Source organism: Vibrio sp. YT-15, assembly GCF_033337445.1.
In the GTDB taxonomy this organism is placed as follows: Bacteria; Pseudomonadota; Gammaproteobacteria; order Enterobacterales; family Vibrionaceae; genus Vibrio; species Vibrio alginolyticus.
In genome coordinates this window covers 151,145-169,185 of the sequence record NZ_JAWOQR010000009.1, presented here as the reverse complement: position 1 = coordinate 169,185, position 18,041 = coordinate 151,145, and the positions used below count along the sequence as shown (strand labels likewise).

Sequence of the window (18,041 nt, the reverse complement as noted above, 5' to 3'; positions counted from 1 at the left end):
TGAAGGCGCTTTTTCTATTCTAATCACTATTCCCAAAAGACTCGGGGAATAAAGTTAGTAAGGTGAAATATTCGACAGACATTGGATATGAATCGTGATTTCTTCACGATCATGATACAAATGTTTAGCTTGTAGCTTGAACTTTACCTTATTATCAATGAGGAACTGCTTCAGATTTTCAAGGTCTTGCAGCACTTCGTCATAACGCCCTTTCATTGGCAGCTTAAGGTTAAAGATGGCCTCTTTTGCCCAACCTTTTAACAGCCACTGTCCCATCAGGTGAGCAACACGAGCTGGCTTTTCCACCATGTCACAAACAATCCATGTTACGTTCTTGCGGTCTGGTTCGAACTTAAAACCATCCACCATATGGTGCTTGATCTGGCCAGTTTCCATCAAACTGTCTGCCATCATGCCGTTATCAACGCAGTGAACGAACATTGAGCGCTTCACTAATTGGTACGTCCAACCGCCTGGACATGCACCTAAATCCACACCCCACATACCTGGTGCCAAACGCTCATCCCACTCTTCACGTGGAATAAAGACATGAAATGCTTCTTCCAGTTTAAGTGTTGAACGACTTGGGGCGTCTGCTGGGAATTTAAGGCGAGGGATACCCATGAAGAACTGTGAGTTGTTGTCAGTGTAAGAGTAACCAACGTAACAGTGGCCAGGCTCAACAAAGCAAATGTGCAGTACTGGTTTTTTCGCGTTATCTTTGTTCAGCATTAAGCCTTTGCCACGCAACGCTTGACGCATTGGGACGGTAAACTTACGGCAGAATTTCAGTAGCTCTTTCGCTTCATTTGTATCTGGCGTTTCAATTCTCAAATCACCACAACGAGGGAATGCTTCGATGTCTGCTAGTTCATTCAAAATTGGACTAATGCGGTCATCGCTTGGCAACGATTGAAACTCAGCTGCTACCGCAAACATTTGTCGAGCAAAAATTAAAGACTTAAAGTCTAAACCTCTCGCAAGTTTGTCGGCATCTCCATCTTGGTAACACTCGAAGACAACATAACCTGAGTTTCTCTTCACACGAGGGAAGCCATACACTTCCAACTGTGTCGCTTTGTCCTGAATTTCACCAGCACACTCTTTCTCAAAGCCAGAACGACAATAGAGCATTAGTTGTTTCACTTGGAGACCTCTTTGATATTGAACGCAGCAAAAAAGAACAGACACCAACCAATCATGAACAGCAACCCTCCCACAGGAGTAATTGGCCCAAACCACTTAATGCCCGTCAGCGCCAGCGCGTAAAGACTGCCGCTAAAACAAAAGATGCCGATAATAAAGCAAATCGCCGCAATGAAAAAATACTTTTGTGCTTTTTGTCCCAAATTGAGCAGAAGCAGAATGGCACAAAACACAATCGCCAACGTATGAATAAATTGATACAGAACTCCGGTCTCAAATACACCGAGCAAATAAGGGGTCAGTATCGCTTTTAGCCCATGAGCAGCAAATGCTCCAAGAGCGACCGAAATCAGCCCAGACAGAGCAGAGAATGAGAGTAACCACTTACTTTTCACTGTACACCTCTTTTATAAACGCCGCTAACTTCTCTATCGCGAGTGCAATGTTACCCACTTCAGTATGACCTGAGATCTTGCGCGGTTTGAAGCTGTGGTCACCATCAGGTAAAAAGCTCACCGTTACTTGTGACGAAAGGACGAAATCATCGAATTCCTCACGCTTACCAAAGGTGTCTCGTTCCCCTTGCAGAATCAGCGTAGGTTTCTCAATGGTTGCTAAGTGCTCGCCTTTGTATTTCTCTGGCTTTCCTGGCGGGTGAAATGGAAACCCTAAACAGGCAATGCCCGCCACCAGCTCATTTTCAGCCAACAAGCTCGACATACGACCGCCCATTGACTTACCACCAATAACCACGGGAGAAGAAGTAAAGTGAGCGATCACTTCGCTGTATGCTTCGAGCAACTTTGGCGCGCGATCGGGCGGACGCTTTTTGCCATCTTCCGAACGTTTCACCATGTAAGGGAAATTAAAACGCACTACACGAATACCTTGCTCCACTAATCCTTTGGCGACCGCTGTCATGAAATCATGCTCCATCCCCGCACCTGCGCCGTGAGCAAAAATAAACAGCGGTCCGTTTTCAGGTCCCTCAGCTATCCAGTGATTCATCCAATACTTCCTCTTGTTCTTTTCTCGCGGTTGCTAACATCCAGTCTCTAAACGTTGCGATTCGGCCCATATCTGCCTGCTGTTCATGACACACCACATAGAATGCATTCTTAGATATCAACACCTCGTCGAATGGTGCAATGAGTCGTCCGGCTTCCATTTCAGGTTTGGCGAGTACGTTGTTACCGAGCGCGACCCCCTGACCGTGCGCAGCAGCCTGTAGCACCATCGTTGAGTGACTAAAAATAGGACCGTGGTTTACGTTGATGCCTTCAATGTTGTAATGACGAGCAAACTGCTTCCAGTCTTTACGCGAAGTATCGTGTAACAAAGTATGTAATTTGAGGTCACTTAAAGATTCTAATGGTTTGTTACCCAAAAGTAATGAAGGTGAACAAAGTGGGATCAAAAACTCTTGGTACAATTTATCTGCTCGCAAACCTGGCCAGTTCCCACGGCCATAGTAGATCGCCACATCAACATCATCAGTCAGTGAGCCTTCATCCATATCTACGGCTTTAATACGTACATCGATATCGGGCTCTTGAGCATTAAAATCGGCCAAACGAGGTACAAGCCATTGGATAGCAAAACTCGGCGGTAGGCTAATCGTCAATGCCCCTTTTTCGCTACGTTCCAACACCTTATCTGTCGCTTCCGCAATCGAGGTGAAAATATCTTTGATATCGAGAAAGTAACTTTGGCCTTCTTCTGTTAACAACAAAGAACGATTACGTCGACGGAAGAGCTTCAATGATAAGAACTCTTCAAGCGCTTTAATCTGGTGACTGACCGCGGCTTGAGTAACAAATAACTCTTCTGCTGCTCGTGTAAAACTGAGATGACGAGCAGCCGCTTCGAAGACTCGAAGCGAATTTAATGGAGGCAATCTGCGAGACATATGGGACCTCTAATAGGATTAGTTTTTTTAATCTGAAACATTATAAAATGTCCGTTGTCGAACAGCCAGATAAATTCTATATTTCACCCCGCAACACGGGCCTGAACGGCTTGATTTCTTTGGAAATCAATTGGCTTCGTTGTTGCGATGTTGTGTTTGCAAACTCGTATTTCGAGTTAGGTAGATTTCTACCATAATGTTTTGTCCACACTCCCTGTGACAAAACATATACTTCCTGTATTTATTTTTGACCTGTCTGTCAAATTTGTTACACCGCCTAAATTAGGCGGTGTTTTTTTATCTATCAAAAATCTCATCCGCATATCTGGCAGCAATATCACTTTATTACTCTTCTTTCGGATTAATTATCGTTATATCAACACAAAGTGTATGGCTTTGCGATGAGCCTCAACATTATGCTAAGTAATGGTTGTCTGTAACGCGATCAAAAACAAAAAAGGCGCAAATTGATGTCTCAATTTGCGCCTTTTAACGTATTTTAACAGTCAGCTATGGACGGTAAACCTTTACGTTGCTGAAGCCTTGCTCTTGCAAGTAAAGCGCTTGCAGACGGCTCATCACACCGCGGTCACAGTAAAGTAGGTATGTCTTAGACTGGTCTAAGTCACCAAACTGTGTACCCAGCTTGTAGAAAGGGATATGTTTCACATCCACACCTTCGATTTCAAGTGGGTTATCGTCTTCCTCTTCAGGACTACGAATATCTAGCACAACCGCGTGCTCTTCTACCGCTTGAACTTGCTCTACTTCTGGTGCGGCTTGCTCAGACTCTTTCGCGATATCACGAATGTCCATCATGCGAGCTTCTTGAACCACTTGCTCAAGGATACTGAAGTCGAATTTCTCTTCTTCAGCTTCTAGCTTGCCTTTCACCGCTTTCACGGTTGGCTTCTTAGAGATAACACCACAGTATTCTGGCATTGTCTTTGCGAAATCTTCTGTGCCGATTTCACGTGCTAGATTGATGATGTCTTCTTTATCCCAGTTGATAAGTGGACGCAGAATCAGCGTGTCAGTTACGTTATCGATGTGGCGTAGATTGGTTAGCGTTTGGCTCGATACTTGACCTAGTGCTTCACCTGTTACCAATGCTTCGATCTTCATCTTCTGAGCGATCATGCCTGCTGCACGCATAAACATACGCTTCAAGATCACGCCCATTTGGCCGTCATCGACTTTCTCTAGGATTTCCGCAACCACAGGCTCGAAATCAACTGAGATAAAACGTACTTTTGCTGAAGAACCGTATTTGTTCCATAGGTAGTGAGAAACCTGCTTAACGCCGATTTCGTGTGCTGGACCACCTAAGTTAAAGAAGCAGTAATGTACTTTTGAACCACGCTTGATATGAAGATAGCTTGAAACACCAGAATCGAAACCACCCGAGATCAGGCTTAACACGTCTTCTTGCGTACCCAGAGGGAAACCACCTAGGCCTTTATGACGAGACAATACTTGGTTTAGCTTGTCGTTCGAGACTTCTACCTTGATCGTCACGTCTGGGTTTCGTAGCTTAACACTAGCGCTTTCAATCGCTTGATTTAAACCACCGCCTACATAACGCTCTAGTTCAATGGAGGTAAAGTCATGCTTGCCACGACGCTTCGCACGTACAACAAAGGTTTTATTTTCGAGTGCAGCACGGTTGAGTTCTAGCACTTGCTCGAAGATATCGTGCAAGTCTTTAAATTCAGTTTGCTTCACTTCCAGTACGTGGTGAATGCCTGGTGTATGAGTCAAAACCTCAAGAACTTCAGCGTGGAATTCGTTACTCTCAGAGGTCACTTCAATGTGATCACGACGGTTAAATACCGCGACAGACTCCGTGCGGCTCTTAATGATGTTACGAATGTTGCACTCTAAAATCTTTGTGAAGCGCTTACGCACAGATTCACTTTTTACAAAAATTTCTGGATGGGGCTTTACAATAAATTTCATAGTCTAATTCGCAGGTTAGTTTCGCAATCAACAAAGAGTGACACTCAACTTCAATACTTCATACGCAGTAAAACCGCGTTTCAGTCACAAAAAGTAGTCTGAGCTCACTTTTAAGGCGCAAGATTATACACCCAAGCGGATTGGAAAAACAAAAAAAGCGAGCAATCTGCTCGCTTTCTTATCTCTTTACTGACTTAAAACTAAAGCCTAGTTATTGAATTACCGGCACTTCTTCACTGTAGAGAGGCTCGCCTTGCATAATGCTGATTTCAACCCGTCGGTTAAGCGCGCGATTTTCATCAGAATCATTCGGTAACAAGGGTTCCGTATCCGCCATGCCTCGTACTCTTAAACGTTGATGAGAGAAGCCTCTCACTTTCTCCATCTCTTGCGCGACTGATACTGCACGCTGAGAAGAGAGATCCCAGTTAGAACGATAAAGTTCCGAGTCTAGCGGTCGATTGTCTGTATGGCCAGATACTCGAACAATGCCTGGCACGTCTTTTACTAGCTCTGCAATCTGACGAACTAAAGGACGAAACTTAGGCTGCAAGAAGGCCGAACCTTCTGGGAATGCACCTTTTTCACGCATACGTATAACAATCTGCTGACCGAGGTTTTCAACTTCAATGGCGCCTTGTTCAATCTCTCGCTCTAAGGCTTTCTTGATGCTTTCCATCAAGGTTTCCATCTCTTGCGACATCTCTTTAGATTGCTGTTGCTGCATGTCCGCTTCGGCAGATTCATTGTTTTGAGTTGACGTTTCTGGCGATTGCCCACCCGTTAACTTGCCTTCATCACGTTTTGTGCCACCAGCTCGATCAGACTCCCCTTCATGAAATTCGAGCGTCTGCTGAGTGATGTCCATGGTTTGCTGCATGATGACATCAATCGGAGTTGGTTCCGGCCGACCCGGTCGAAACTCTTGGGCAATAATGCTAGTACCTTTGGGAATGTCTTTCACTTCAAGCTGATTTTGCACACCGAAGGCAAATTTCATTGATCCTGCAATTTGTTTGAACTTCAGTACATCCATCTCAGAAAACGAGAGCAGAAGAACAAAGAAACACATCAGTAGCGACATCAAATCTGCGAATGTCCCCATCCATAACGGGAGGCCAGGTGGCGGACAATCGCATTTGTTATCTTCATCATCCATCACGACTCTCCAAGTTACTCGTCAATCTCAAGGGCACGTTTACCTTCATTGAGGTAGTTCTTCAAGTAACTATCGATCACTCGCGGGTTTTGACCATCTTGAATCGCTAATACGCCATCCATGATCAAACGGCGATTTAGCGTTTCTTGGTCACGACGAAGAGAAAGCTTATCCGCAATAGGGAAAAACACCATATTGGACAGGATCGCGCCATACAATGTGGTCAAGAGTGCAACGGCCATTGCTGGTCCAATCGCTTTAGGATCATCCATGTTTGAAAGCATCGCAACAAGACCAACCAAGGTACCAATCATTCCCATCGCAGGAGCAACGTCGCCAAAGGCGCGAAATACGCCAGTACCTTGCGTATGTCGTTCATCTGTAAGCGCGATGTCTTTTTTGAGTGCCGCTCTCACAACGTCGGCATCATGGCCATCAACCAGTAGATCAATGCCTTTCTGCATGAATGTGTTGTTTATTTCCATCTCTTCAAGAGCAAGAAAACCACCTTTACGCGCCGCGTCGGCCATTTCCACAATTTTTGCGATCAGGTCTTCGGGTTCATCCGCTTTAAACATGAAGGCTTTGCCAGCAATCTTTGTCGCACCAAAAAACTGTCCCATTGTGAACTTCATCAACACGACGAATATTGAGCCACCAACGACAATAAGGATCGACGTGACATCGACAAACATGCCGATGCTGCCACCAAGCACCATCGCCATAATGACGAATGCAAAACCACCAATCAAACCTAATAGGGTTGCTAAATCCACAAAGCACTCCTCACGCTATACTCAAATACTGCCATTGGGCGGATTATTACCTGTATCGACAACTCGCGCAGAATTTTTAGAAAAATCTTAGCTAATGGATCACAAATTACACCTAACAACCTCAACCAAAATATGGGGTTTCACCGCTTAGACTCGTTGAACGCTAATTTTGTGACAATTATATAAGGTTAAATTTGACCAAGTTACTAGGCTAAGGTAACTTTCGTGCATCTTACCCGAGGCTTGATTAAGGCAGAAAAAAGATGGCGGTCAAGAAACCAGAAAACATGACCTTTGAAGCAACCATTGAAGAGCTTGATAGCTTGGTTGATCAATTAGAAAATGGCGATCTTGCTCTAGATGATGCCCTGCGTAAGTTTGAACGAGGCATTGCCTTAGCTCGTGCAGGCCAAACTAAATTAAGCGACGCCGAACAGCGCGTGAGCATTCTTCTTAGTGAAGATGATGAAGCACCACTGAGTGACTTCAAACCAGATTCAGAATAACAATCAGTAGTGAGCAATGTGATGCAACAGACATTGACGTCTTTTCAACAAAGAAACAATCAGCAATTGAATTTGTGGCTCGATCAGCTTCCATATCAAGAGCAGCCATTGATTCAAGCAATGAAATACGGCCTTTTGCTAGGTGGAAAACGCGTTCGCCCTTTTCTTGTTTACATCACAGGTCAAATGCTCGGCTGTAAACCTGAAGACTTAGACACCCCCGCCGCTGCTATCGAATGTATACATGCCTACTCACTCATTCATGATGATCTGCCAGCCATGGACGATGATGAACTGCGTCGAGGTCAACCAACTTGTCATATTAAGTTTGATGAAGCAACCGCAATACTGACAGGTGATGCACTACAAACCCTTGCCTTCACTATTATTGCTGATGGTCAATTAAGCCCGGCGGCTGAAGCTCAACGCATCAATATGATCAAAGCCTTAGCGCATTCCTCTGGTGCCAGCGGCATGTGTGTAGGGCAAGCCTTAGATTTAGGCGCGGAAAATCGCCTAGTTTCTCTTGAAGAAATGGAAGAGATACACCGTAAAAAAACCGGAGCTCTGATTGATTGTGCGGTAAAATTAGGTGCATTAGCTGCTGGTGAGAAAGGTATCGAGGTTCTACCTCACTTGGAGCGCTACTCAAAAGCAATTGGTTTGGCGTTTCAGGTTCAAGACGATATTCTTGATATCATCAGTGACACAGAAACACTGGGTAAGCCTCAAGGTTCCGACCAAGGTCTGAATAAGAGCACTTATCCTTCCCTGCTGGGTTTAGAGGGAGCCATAGAGAAAGCTCACACTCTGTTACAGGAAGCACTTCAAGCATTGGAAGCTATCCCATACAATACTCAGTTACTCGAAGAGTTCGCCCGATATGTCATCGAGCGCAAAAATTAACACTATAAGCGCGCATTTATATGACTCTTGATATTTCAAAGTACCCAACACTGGCGTTAGCAAATACACCGGAAGAATTACGTCTTCTTCCGAAAGAAACATTACCAAATCTGTGTGATGAACTGCGAACGTATCTGCTAAATTCAGTGAGCCAATCTAGCGGACACTTAGCGTCTGGCTTAGGCACCGTGGAGCTAACTGTCGCTCTGCATTATGTTTACAACACCCCTATCGATAAATTGATCTGGGATGTTGGTCATCAGGCTTACCCGCACAAAATCCTCACCGGACGTCGCGATAAAATGCCAACAATTCGCCAAAAGGATGGTCTACACCCTTTCCCTTGGCGTGAAGAAAGTGAATATGACACGTTGTCTGTCGGTCACTCTTCGACATCTATCAGTGCAGGTCTTGGCTTGGCCATCAGCGCACAAAAAGAAGGCAAAGGCCGTAAAATTGTCAGTGTGATTGGTGATGGCGCAATTACAGCAGGCATGGCATTCGAAGCCATGAACCACGCTGGCGACGTTCATCCTGATATGTTGGTGATTTTGAACGACAACGAAATGTCGATTTCAGAAAACGTCGGCGCCCTGAATAACCACCTTGCGAAAGTACTTTCTGGCAGCTTGTACACTTCTATCCGTGAAGGCGGTAAAAAAGTGTTGTCTGGTGTTCCACCTATTAAAGAGTTGGTTCGCCGTACGGAAGAACACCTCAAAGGCATGGTAGTGCCTGGTACTCTGTTCGAAGAGTTCGGCTTTAATTACATTGGCCCGATTGATGGACACGACGTCAATGAACTCGTCAAAACGCTAAAAAACATGCGTGAGCTCAAAGGCCCTCAATTCCTACACATCATGACCAAGAAAGGCAAAGGTTATGAGCCTGCCGAGAAAGATCCTATCGGCTACCATGGTGTTCCTAAATTCGATCCAACGCATAATTGTCTGCCGAAGAGCAGTGGCGGTAAGCCAACTTACTCAAAGATCTTCGGTGACTTTTTATGTGACATGGCGGCCCAAGATCCTAAGCTAATGGCAATTACGCCAGCAATGCGCGAAGGATCAGGTATGGTGCGTTTCTCAAAAGAGTACCCAGACCAATACTTTGATGTGGCGATTGCTGAGCAGCACGCTGTGACACTGGCAACAGGCATGGCAATTGCGGGCGATCATCCAATCGTTGCTATCTATTCGACTTTCTTGCAACGTGGTTATGACCAATTGATCCACGACATCGCGATCATGGACTTACCAGTGATGTTTGCGATCGACCGCGCAGGTCTCGTTGGCGCAGATGGTCAAACTCACCAAGGTGCGTTCGATTTGAGCTTTATGCGCTGTATTCCGAACATGGTGATCATGGCGCCAAGCGACGAAAACGAGTGCCGACAAATGCTTTACACTGGCCATAAACATGCTGGCCCGAGTGCGGTTCGATACCCTCGTGGTAGCGGCATGGGCGTAGAAATCGAAACTGAGTTTACAGCGTTAGAAATCGGTAAAGGGCGCATGGTTCGCCAAGGTGAAAAAGTTGCTATTCTGAACTTTGGTACTTTCTTGGGTAACGCACTAGAAGCGGCAGAATACCTTAACGCCACTGTTGCTGATATGCGCTTTGTGAAGCCGCTCGATGAAGCATTAATTCGTCAATTAGCCGCAGATCATGACGTGCTCGTGACGTTAGAAGAAAATGTTATCGCGGGTGGTGCTGGTGCTGGTGTCGTTGAGTTCATGATGAAAGATAAAATCATTAAACCTGTGTTGAACCTAGGTTTACCAGATGAGTTTATTCATCAGGGAACACAAGATGAACTGCATGAAGAGCTTGGTCTCGATGCAAAAGGAATTGAAAAATCCATCTTGGATTATTTAGCAAAATAGAATGTAAAAAGGGATGCTCATAGCATCCCTTTTTTTACGGTCAACGTTTAATTCATCCAGCCCGCATATTTTGCGACTAGAAACAGGGCAACACCGGCCATAACTCCCGCCACGATATCATCAACCATAATACCCAGCCCACCGTGAACTCGCTTATCTAGCCACCCAATTGGCCAAGGTTTTACCATATCGAAAAAACGAAACAAGATGAAGCCAGTGATCAACCACTTCCATTCAGTGAGTGGAATATTCAACGCAGGTACAATGCTCATCGTAATCCAAAAGCCCGCAAACTCATCCCATACGATTGAACCATGATCATGCACCTTCATGTCTGCAGACGTCACTTGGCATATTTGAATGCCGATCACACACGAAATCAGAACAACAATGACATACGCCGTAAATGGTAATTGTGCCAACAACAAAAAGAAAGGCACGGCCGCCAGTGTGCCCATTGTTCCAGGGATAAACGGGGATAATCCACTGCCAAAACCCGTCGCCAATAGATGCCACGGGTTCTTTAATGAAATCAGAGAAAGAGGGTTGGTCATATCCTTAAACCTATACTGCTAGTTTGGTTTCAATCGTCATGCCTGCGAGTTACTCAATAGTAACAGGCTCTTGGCTAGAGCTTAGCTCAGATCATTTAAAGTGGTCGAAGCCACTTAAGTCCCAATCAAGTGGTTGATTGTTATCATGCAGCTCGAAGGTTCCATTTGGTCGGATTTGACCAATACATGTGACCTTACAGCCAGTATGAGACAAAGCGCTTTGTAACGAGCCTCGATTTTGCTCCGGCACGGTAAAACACAACTCGTATTCTTCGCCACTTGCTAAAGCATACTGCTGCGCGCTGATCTTATCATCTAAAAACTGGACTAATTCTGAAGAGATCGGTAGCTGAGAGACATCAATACTAACCCCAACCTGAGATCGCTGTAAAATATGCTTAATATCAGAGATTAAACCATCTGAAATATCTATCGCCGAAGAGGCTAAGCCAACAAGAGCTTGTCCAGCAAGCACACGCGGAGAACTAAGGTAATGAGCTCGCTCTAGTGCTTCCGCGCCGGCTCTGCTGCGCAGAGAGTCATCTAGAATCACATCCAAGCCAGCTTTTGCATCGCCAAGGTTTCCCGTTACGTATACCCAATCCCCAGGCTTTGCGCCGGATCGCGTGAGCGCTTTGTCTTCAGGTACAAAACCTTGCACCGTGAGTGTCAGACACAATGGCCCTTTGGTGGTATCACCGCCTATTAACTGAATACCATAGTAATCAGCCAGTTCGAAAAATGCATCACAGAAAGGTGCAAGCCATTCTTCATCTGGCTCAGGCATCGTTAATGCGAAGCTCACCCACGCAGGCGTTGCGCCCATCGCAGCCAAATCACTGATGTTAGAAGCCAATGCTTTGTGTGCGACCCATGCTGGGTTCGCGTCGGCTAAGAAATGCGTTCCAGCTACCAATGTATCCGTGCTAATCGCAATCTGAACATTAGCTGGCGCTTTGACCAAAGCGCAATCATCACCAGCGGCTAGATGGACATCTTTACGTTGGCTCTGACGACCGACGAAATACTTGTCTATCAGATTAAATTCACCAGACATAATTCACTTACTTTTTGATGTAAAAGCTTTTGATACAAAAAAGGTCAGCATGTGCTGACCTTTTCATTGAAGAAATCGTTATTTCTTACGAATGTGAGGTGCTGCTTTATCAAGTACACCATTCACAAACTTGTGGCTATCTTCTGCTGCGAAAACTTTTGCAAGTTCAATCGCTTCATTGATAACAACTTTGTAAGGAACATCTTCGCGACGAGTCATCTCGTACATAGCAAGGCGAAGAAGAGCAAGTTCCATCATATCTAAATCCTGCATAGGACGAGAGATGTATGGACGAATTTTGCTATCTAGCTCAGCGTGGCTAAGTACAACACCGCTTAATAGTTCACGGAAGTAAGCTACGTCTGTCTCTGGAGCAGCAAGCGCTGGCTCAGATGCATGAAGTTCTTCTTCATCGTATTTGTCGCCAGACAAAAACTGTTCTTCAATCTTGGCAACATTCTCTTTAGTAATTTGCCATGAGTAGATCGCCTGTAGAGCGAATTGACGTGCGTTACGACGTGCGGCTGGTTTCACACTGGCCCCCATTAGGAATCAATTTCAGATAGTACATTAATCATTTCAAGTGCGCTTAGTGCAGCCTCTGCACCTTTATTACCAGCCTTGGTTCCTGCGCGTTCAATCGCTTGATCGATCGTATCAACAGTCAAAACACCAAATGCTACTGGAATGCTGAATTCCATAGACACTTGTGCTAGACCTTTGTTCATTTCACTACAAACATAGTCAAAGTGAGGCGTTCCACCGCGAATAACAGACCCTAGAGAAACAATAGCGTCGAATTTGCCAGTTTTAGCAACACGCTGAGCTACTAGAGGTAGTTCTACGGCACCTGGACAACGCACAACCGTGATGTTGTCTTCGCTTACTTGTCCGTGACGCTTTAGTGTATCGATCGCACCAGAAAGTAGGCTTTCGTTAATAAAACTGTTGAAACGAGAAATAACGATAGCAATTTTTGCATTTGGCGCTGGGAAGCCACCCTCGATCACTTTCATAAGCTTTCCTTTAACTCTATTTATAAGTGAAATATGTTCATCAAGTGAGAATCGCCGGATTCTAGCACAAATTTGTGAGCAATATCTAATGGAAATTGGAGGCAAATCACCGGTTCCTAGCCATTGACGAGTTAAGCACGTCAAAGACTAGGAACTTATTGTTCGGTTGTTACTCGCAGACGTACTCAACAACATTCAGACCAAAACCACCTAACGCGTGGTACTTTTTGTTGGTCGATGACAGAAGACGCATATCATGTACACCGAGATCCGCAAGAATCTGTGAACCAACGCCAACACGGCGAGACGTGCCTTGTTTTTTAGCAAGCGTTGGGGCTTCACCTTTGTCTTGCGCTTCGAACATCTTCACGCGATGAATAAGTAGATCAGTCGATTCTTCATGGCCAAGAACAACCAATACACCGCCCTCTTCACCAATGCGTTTCATTGCCTTATCTAGTGTCCAACTGCGCTCTGCATTACGATCGCTACGTAGTAAGTCGGTAAAAACGTCTTGAAGATGTACGCGAACCAGTGGCGCTTTTTCTTTCAAATCGCCCTTGCACATTGCGTAGTGCACTTGGTTATCAATGGTGTCTTTGTACGTGACTAACGTGAACTCGCCAAACTCTGTCGGTAACTTGCACTCAGCCACACGTTCAATCGTTGTCTCAGTGTTATTGCGGTACTCAATTAGGTCGGCAATAGTGCCCAATTTAATACCGTGCTTCTCTGCAAAGATCTCTAGATCAGGGCGACGAGCCATGGTGCCGTCGTCATTTAAGATCTCAACAATCACCGATGCTGGCTCTAAACCAGCAAGACGAGCCAAATCACAGCCAGCTTCAGTGTGACCTGCGCGAGTCAGTACACCGCCGTCTTGAGCTGCGAGAGGGAAGATGTGACCAGGCTGCACCAAATCCGCAGCTTTAGCGTTTGGCGCGACTGCTGCTTGAACGGTACGTGCGCGATCTGCGGCTGAAATACCAGTCGTTACCCCTTCTGCTGCCTCAATCGAAACAGTAAAGTTGGTGGTGTATTGCGCATTATTGTCTTGCACCATTGGTGGCAGACCTAGACTTTCGCAACGATCTTTGGTCATGGTTAAACAAATCAGGCCACGGCCATAGGTTGCCATAAAGTTGATGGCTTCCGGCGTAATATGCTCGGCAGCCATGATCAAGTCACCTTCATTCTCGCGGTCTTCATCATCCATTAGGATGACCATTTTGCCTGCGCGAATATCATCAATAATTTCTTGTGGCGTACTGATTGGCATAGTCTGTTATCCCGTTATTCTAAATTTGTTATTGCGACAGCAATGAAAAATTACGTTGCAGTGAATGCTAGTTAGGTCAATAGTTTGAGCTTTGCATTAAGCAAGTCAATGAATCTCGCGGTGTTCTGTGAGTCTGCTCTTTATCGCATGCCTCACGCAGCCACTCCCAAGACTTATGCAAAACCGTTTTGCTGTAAAAAGTCCATCGTGATACGAGACTCGGCCTTATCTTCTTGTTGTCCTTGCAGTAAACGCTCCATATAACGCGCAAGTACATCAACTTCTAAGTTGACTTTGCGCCCCACTTGAAACTGGTCAATCGTAGTTTCTTCACTCGTATGAGGAACGATCGTCAGCTTAAAAGCATTTTTACGTAAGTCGTTGACGGTTAGGCTAATACCATCAACAGTAATCGAGCCTTTCTCTGCAACGTACTTGCTAATTTCCGCAGGCATTGCAACCCAAAACTCTATCGCACGGCCAACTGAATTGCGTTCGACAATTTCACCAACCCCATCGACATGGCCAGAAACGATATGTCCACCCAATCGCGTTGTTGGCAACATGGCTTTTTCTAGATTCACCTTATCGCCTACTTGGTATTCAGCAAACCCAGTTTTCTTCAAGGTTTCTAATGACAGATCAGCACTGTAATAGTGGCTTCCGAAGTCAACTACCGTTAAGCAAACACCATTGGTCGCAATGCTATCGCCTAACTTAACGTCTGACATATCAAGCGTACCCGTTTCAACCGTGACGGTGATGTCTTCGCCCTTCGGCGTAATCGCAGCTAACTTGCCAACTGCTTCTACTATTCCTGTAAACATACTATTTCTTATCTAATTTCATTACGTTTTATGGTGGCGGTGATGCGAATGTCTACCCCAACCATACGAACGTCTGTAATGTTTAAATCTATGACGTCAGCCATAGCGCTTAACCCTAAAGCACCGATAAGCCCCCGACCATCGCTGCCCATGAGTTTTGGCGCAAGGTAAACAATGAGCTCATCTACAAGATTAGCCTTTATCATCGCACTCGCTAGCGTAGCTCCAGCTTCAACCCATAAGTGATTGATGTGGCGCTCATCCGAGATACGTTTTAATGTCGTTGATAAGTCAATTTGGTCAGCGCTGTCCAATAGAGGGATACAGTCTCCATCAGAGCGAACAATAACTCGCTCTCCATCGGTATGGAACAGCTTGAGCGCATCAGTTAAATGGTTCTGACGATCTAGGATTACACGTACTGGTTGACGAAGCTCTTCTTGTAAATACTGCGCTTGAACACTATCAGGTAAGTCATCCCAGCGCACGTTGAGTGATGCATTATCATCAATCACCGTTTTGCTAGTAGAAAGAATGCCACCACTTATCGCTCGATAACGCTGCACATCTTGGCGGGCCGCTGGGGAGGTGATCCATTGGCTCTGACCATTACTGAGTGCGCTTTGCCCATCCAAACTGGCTGCCATTTTTAATTGAACAAACGGCATGCCTGTACGCATGTACTTTATAAAACCAGGGTTAAGGGCAAGGGCATCTTGCTCTAACAAGCCGATTTGTACTTCAATTCCGGCATCACGTAACATCTGGATGCCGCGACCTGCAACTTTCGGGTTTGGGTCTACCATGGCGCAAACCACACGTGCCACTTTGGCTTTAATCAGCCCTTCGGCACATGGCGGTGTACGGCCGTAATGAGAGCAAGGTTCTAGCGTCACATAAGCGGTTGCACCAACTGCTTTTTCACCCGCCATGCGCATCGCGTGCACTTCGGCATGCGGCTCACCAGCACGATGGTGATAGCCTTCACCGACAATTTCTTCATCACGAACGATGACACACCCTACATTTGGATTAGGGGCGGTGGTATAAATGCCACGTTTCGCTAACTTAATAGCTCGTGACATCATGGCGAAATCTAAATCAGAAAACGCTCTTTCAGGAGAGTGTTGAGTCATGAGCTACTCAGTCTTCTAGGCGGGCAATCTCTTCGCCAAACTCGCGAATATCTTCAAAGCTGCGGTAAACGGAAGCGAAACGAATGTAAGCCACCTTATCGAGCTCTTTGAGCTGGTCCATGACTAAATTACCAATCATTTCACTCGGAACCTCTCGCTCACCCGTCGCACGCAGTTGTGATTTGATCATACTGATCGCTAACTCTATAGAATCGGCACTCACTGGGCGTTTCTCTAAAGCGCGTTGAATACCGCCAACCATTTTATCTTCATCAAATGGTTCACGGTTGCCATTCGATTTGATCACTTTAGGCATCACTAACTCTGCGCTTTCAAACGTAGTGAAACGCTCGCTACATGCCAAGCACTGACGGCGACGTCGAACTTGATGGCCATCAGCCACTAAGCGGGAATCAATAACTTTGGTATCGTTCTCGGAACAAAAAGGACAATGCATATCACCTCCATATCTATACCAAAATAACCTCATGAGCAATCACGGATAACCACGCGTTCATGGTTATACGGACTCTATTAAAGCTATTTGGGTATAACGCTTTCAAACCGAAATAAAAGCTCATGTAGTGTAGCGGAATTGGTATGTTAGACAAAACAAAAAGGGGCACAAAGGCCCCTTTTTCACTCAAGATCTCGTCGAATGTGTTAACTGCGTGCTAAGTAGTTCGCTTTACCAACCCACTTGTAGCTAGTTAGCTCTTCTAAGCCCATCGGACCGCGTGCATGTAGCTTTTGCGTAGATACTGCGACTTCTGCGCCAAGGCCAAATTGCGCACCGTCTGTAAAGCGCGTTGAAGCATTCACATAAACCGCCGCCGAGCCGACAGAATTGATGAACAGTTCTGAGTTTTCCAAACTATTGGTCATGATCGCATCTGAGTGGCTCGCGTTATGGACACGCATATGATCAATGGCATCTTTCACATCAGACACAACTTTTACACTAAGAGTGTAACTCAACCATTCCGTATCAAAGTCACCCTCAACAGCATCGCGAATTTGTGTTACTTGAGCCATCAGTGCTTTTGCCTTAGGCTCTGTCACGAAGGTCACTTTATCGTTCATGCGCTCTACGATCATTGGTAGGAATTGCGCTGCAATTTTTTCATGCACGAGCAGCGTATCTAATGAGTTACACGCAGATGGACGTTGAACTTTAGAGTTCTCAACCACATTCAGGGATTTCTCTAGATCAGCGGATTCGTCGACAAAGATATGGCTGATACCAAAGCCACCAATAATCACCGGAATCGTGCTGTTTTCTTTACACATTTTGTGTAGGCCAGCACCACCGCGTGGAATGATCATGTCGACGTAATCGTCCAACTGAAGCAATTGAGAAACAAGCTCACGATCTGGTTTTTCAATGTACTGCACAGAAGAGGCTGGAAGGTTCGCCTTTGCGAGCGCAGACTGAATAACCTTCACTAATTCCATATTCGAGAAAAAGGTCTCTTTGCCACCACGTAAAATGCTTGCGTTGCCGGTTTTCAAGCACAACGCTGCGATATCAATGGTTACGTTTGGACGCGCTTCATAAATTACGCCTACGACACCAAGCGGCACGCGACGACGAGACAGTGACATCCCATTTTCCAGTACCTTACTGTCTATTTCGCTGCCTACAGGATCGTTCAAGCTAATGACGTTGCGAACATCATTCGCAATTGCAGTCAATCGTTCTTCATTAAGCAAAAGGCGATCGAGCAGCGCATCGGTTAAACCCGCTTCACGGCCAAGTTCGATGTCTTTAGCGTTTGCCGCCAAAATAGCAGCAGAGTTTGCTTCTAGCTCATCAGCAATGATGGCTAATGCTTGGTTCTTTTGCGCAGTTGACGCTGTCGCTAATTCGAAAGCTGCATCTTTAGCAGCTTTACCCATATTCGTTAAATCCACTTTGCTTCCCT

19 protein-coding genes are annotated in these 18,041 nt (G+C 45.5%); 3 read left to right on the top strand and 16 right to left on the bottom strand.

Annotation, left to right across the window (positions count from 1 at the left end):
• Positions 1-54 precede the first annotated feature (54 nt).
• The 7 genes from rlmM to pomA all read right to left on the bottom strand — a co-directional run bounded on the left by rlmM (position 55) and on the right by pomA (position 6,949).
• Positions 55-1,146, bottom strand: a complete 1,092-nt coding sequence (rlmM, locus tag R7D93_RS17255) for a 23S rRNA (cytidine(2498)-2'-O)-methyltransferase RlmM (protein ID WP_017820611.1) — start codon at positions 1,144-1,146, stop codon at positions 55-57.
• The gene (locus R7D93_RS17250) at positions 1,143-1,541 is read right to left on the bottom strand and encodes a DUF423 domain-containing protein (protein ID WP_065274233.1); all 399 of its coding nucleotides are present in this window, start codon (positions 1,539-1,541) and stop codon (positions 1,143-1,145) included. The genes rlmM and R7D93_RS17250 overlap by 4 nt, the downstream gene beginning before the upstream one ends.
• Positions 1,531-2,154 carry an alpha/beta fold hydrolase gene (locus tag R7D93_RS17245; RefSeq protein ID WP_137281757.1) on the bottom strand — a complete coding sequence of 208 codons (624 nt, stop codon included), beginning with the start codon at positions 2,152-2,154 and terminating at the stop codon, positions 1,531-1,533. The genes R7D93_RS17250 and R7D93_RS17245 overlap by 11 nt, the downstream gene beginning before the upstream one ends.
• On the bottom strand, positions 2,135-3,055 hold the full coding sequence (locus R7D93_RS17240) for a transcriptional regulator GcvA (RefSeq protein WP_005383616.1): 921 nt from the start codon (positions 3,053-3,055) through the stop codon (positions 2,135-2,137). Before R7D93_RS17240 ends, R7D93_RS17245 begins: the two co-directional genes overlap by 20 nt.
• Before the next feature lie 510 nt (positions 3,056-3,565).
• Positions 3,566-5,014 (bottom strand): tRNA uracil 4-sulfurtransferase ThiI, encoded by a 1,449-nt coding sequence (thiI, locus tag R7D93_RS17235; protein ID WP_005383617.1) that lies wholly within the window; start codon positions 5,012-5,014, stop codon positions 3,566-3,568.
• Between the two features lie 211 nt (positions 5,015-5,225).
• On the bottom strand, positions 5,226-6,173 hold the full coding sequence (locus tag R7D93_RS17230; RefSeq protein ID WP_042521210.1) for a flagellar motor protein MotB: 948 nt from the start codon (positions 6,171-6,173) through the stop codon (positions 5,226-5,228).
• A 14-nt stretch (positions 6,174-6,187) separates the two neighbouring features.
• On the bottom strand, positions 6,188-6,949 hold the full coding sequence (gene pomA / locus R7D93_RS17225) for a flagellar motor protein PomA (RefSeq protein WP_005381564.1): 762 nt from the start codon (positions 6,947-6,949) through the stop codon (positions 6,188-6,190).
• A 263-nt stretch (positions 6,950-7,212) separates the two neighbouring features.
• On the opposite strand from pomA, the gene xseB reads away from it, so the two are divergent.
• Genes xseB through dxs form a run of 3 tightly spaced genes read left to right on the top strand, consistent with a single transcriptional unit; the run spans position 7,213 to position 10,247 of the window.
• Complete coding sequence (xseB, locus tag R7D93_RS17220) at positions 7,213-7,455, top strand: exodeoxyribonuclease VII small subunit (protein WP_005381566.1); 243 nt, start codon at positions 7,213-7,215, stop codon at positions 7,453-7,455.
• Between the two features lie 21 nt (positions 7,456-7,476).
• Entirely contained in the window at positions 7,477-8,361 is an 885-nt protein-coding gene (gene ispA, locus R7D93_RS17215; RefSeq protein ID WP_065274231.1) for a (2E,6E)-farnesyl diphosphate synthase, read from the top strand.
• A 20-nt stretch (positions 8,362-8,381) separates the two neighbouring features.
• Positions 8,382-10,247 (top strand): 1-deoxy-D-xylulose-5-phosphate synthase, encoded by a 1,866-nt coding sequence (gene dxs, locus R7D93_RS17210; RefSeq protein ID WP_017820607.1) that lies wholly within the window; start codon positions 8,382-8,384, stop codon positions 10,245-10,247.
• Between the two features lie 47 nt (positions 10,248-10,294).
• Here the strand turns inward: dxs and pgpA are convergent, their stop codons facing one another.
• The 9 genes from pgpA to R7D93_RS17165 form a co-directional block, all read right to left on the bottom strand.
• Positions 10,295-10,801 carry a phosphatidylglycerophosphatase A gene (pgpA, locus tag R7D93_RS17205; protein ID WP_031780838.1) on the bottom strand — a complete coding sequence of 169 codons (507 nt, stop codon included), beginning with the start codon at positions 10,799-10,801 and terminating at the stop codon, positions 10,295-10,297.
• A 91-nt stretch (positions 10,802-10,892) separates the two neighbouring features.
• Positions 10,893-11,858, bottom strand: a complete 966-nt coding sequence (gene thiL, locus R7D93_RS17200; protein WP_005381570.1) for a thiamine-phosphate kinase — start codon at positions 11,856-11,858, stop codon at positions 10,893-10,895.
• A gap of 78 nt (positions 11,859-11,936) precedes the next feature.
• On the bottom strand, positions 11,937-12,404 hold the full coding sequence (nusB, locus tag R7D93_RS17195; protein WP_005381571.1) for a transcription antitermination factor NusB: 468 nt from the start codon (positions 12,402-12,404) through the stop codon (positions 11,937-11,939).
• Positions 12,404-12,874 (bottom strand): 6,7-dimethyl-8-ribityllumazine synthase, encoded by a 471-nt coding sequence (gene ribE, locus R7D93_RS17190; protein ID WP_005381572.1) that lies wholly within the window; start codon positions 12,872-12,874, stop codon positions 12,404-12,406. The genes nusB and ribE overlap by 1 nt, the downstream gene beginning before the upstream one ends.
• Before the next feature lie 169 nt (positions 12,875-13,043).
• On the bottom strand, positions 13,044-14,153 hold the full coding sequence (gene ribBA, locus R7D93_RS17185; protein ID WP_005381573.1) for a bifunctional 3,4-dihydroxy-2-butanone-4-phosphate synthase/GTP cyclohydrolase II: 1,110 nt from the start codon (positions 14,151-14,153) through the stop codon (positions 13,044-13,046).
• 173 nt (positions 14,154-14,326) lie between these two features.
• A complete protein-coding gene (locus R7D93_RS17180) occupies positions 14,327-14,980 on the bottom strand; it encodes a riboflavin synthase (protein WP_005381574.1) in 654 nt (217 codons plus the stop codon).
• An 8-nt stretch (positions 14,981-14,988) separates the two neighbouring features.
• The gene (gene ribD / locus R7D93_RS17175; RefSeq protein WP_225496906.1) at positions 14,989-16,116 is read right to left on the bottom strand and encodes a bifunctional diaminohydroxyphosphoribosylaminopyrimidine deaminase/5-amino-6-(5-phosphoribosylamino)uracil reductase RibD; all 1,128 of its coding nucleotides are present in this window, start codon (positions 16,114-16,116) and stop codon (positions 14,989-14,991) included.
• A 7-nt stretch (positions 16,117-16,123) separates the two neighbouring features.
• Positions 16,124-16,573 (bottom strand): transcriptional regulator NrdR, encoded by a 450-nt coding sequence (nrdR, locus tag R7D93_RS17170; RefSeq protein WP_005381578.1) that lies wholly within the window; start codon positions 16,571-16,573, stop codon positions 16,124-16,126.
• A 206-nt stretch (positions 16,574-16,779) separates the two neighbouring features.
• Positions 16,780-18,030 (bottom strand): glutamate-5-semialdehyde dehydrogenase, encoded by a 1,251-nt coding sequence (locus R7D93_RS17165; RefSeq protein WP_225496908.1) that lies wholly within the window; start codon positions 18,028-18,030, stop codon positions 16,780-16,782.
• Positions 18,031-18,041 lie beyond the last annotated feature (11 nt).

Excerpts from the sequence above, each read along its gene's own strand:
- R7D93_RS17245 (WP_137281757.1), bottom strand. The coding sequence starts at position 2,154 with ATGAATCACTGGATAGCTGAGGGACCTGAAAACGGACCGCTGTTTATT.
- R7D93_RS17240 (WP_005383616.1), bottom strand. The coding sequence starts at position 3,055 with ATGTCTCGCAGATTGCCTCCATTAAATTCGCTTCGAGTCTTCGAAGCG.
- thiI (WP_005383617.1), bottom strand. The coding sequence starts at position 5,014 with ATGAAATTTATTGTAAAGCCCCATCCAGAAATTTTTGTAAAAAGTGAA.
- R7D93_RS17230 (WP_042521210.1), bottom strand. The coding sequence starts at position 6,173 with ATGGATGATGAAGATAACAAATGCGATTGTCCGCCACCTGGCCTCCCG.
- xseB (WP_005381566.1), top strand. The coding sequence starts at position 7,213 with ATGGCGGTCAAGAAACCAGAAAACATGACCTTTGAAGCAACCATTGAA.
- ispA (WP_065274231.1), top strand. The coding sequence starts at position 7,477 with ATGCAACAGACATTGACGTCTTTTCAACAAAGAAACAATCAGCAATTG.
- dxs (WP_017820607.1), top strand. The coding sequence starts at position 8,382 with ATGACTCTTGATATTTCAAAGTACCCAACACTGGCGTTAGCAAATACA.
- pgpA (WP_031780838.1), bottom strand. The coding sequence starts at position 10,801 with ATGACCAACCCTCTTTCTCTGATTTCATTAAAGAACCCGTGGCATCTA.
- thiL (WP_005381570.1), bottom strand. The coding sequence starts at position 11,858 with ATGTCTGGTGAATTTAATCTGATAGACAAGTATTTCGTCGGTCGTCAG.
- nusB (WP_005381571.1), bottom strand. The coding sequence starts at position 12,404 with ATGGGGGCCAGTGTGAAACCAGCCGCACGTCGTAACGCACGTCAATTC.
- ribE (WP_005381572.1), bottom strand. The coding sequence starts at position 12,874 with ATGAAAGTGATCGAGGGTGGCTTCCCAGCGCCAAATGCAAAAATTGCT.
- ribBA (WP_005381573.1), bottom strand. The coding sequence starts at position 14,153 with ATGCCAATCAGTACGCCACAAGAAATTATTGATGATATTCGCGCAGGC.
- R7D93_RS17180 (WP_005381574.1), bottom strand. The coding sequence starts at position 14,980 with ATGTTTACAGGAATAGTAGAAGCAGTTGGCAAGTTAGCTGCGATTACG.
- ribD (WP_225496906.1), bottom strand. The coding sequence starts at position 16,116 with ATGACTCAACACTCTCCTGAAAGAGCGTTTTCTGATTTAGATTTCGCC.
- nrdR (WP_005381578.1), bottom strand. The coding sequence starts at position 16,573 with ATGCATTGTCCTTTTTGTTCCGAGAACGATACCAAAGTTATTGATTCC.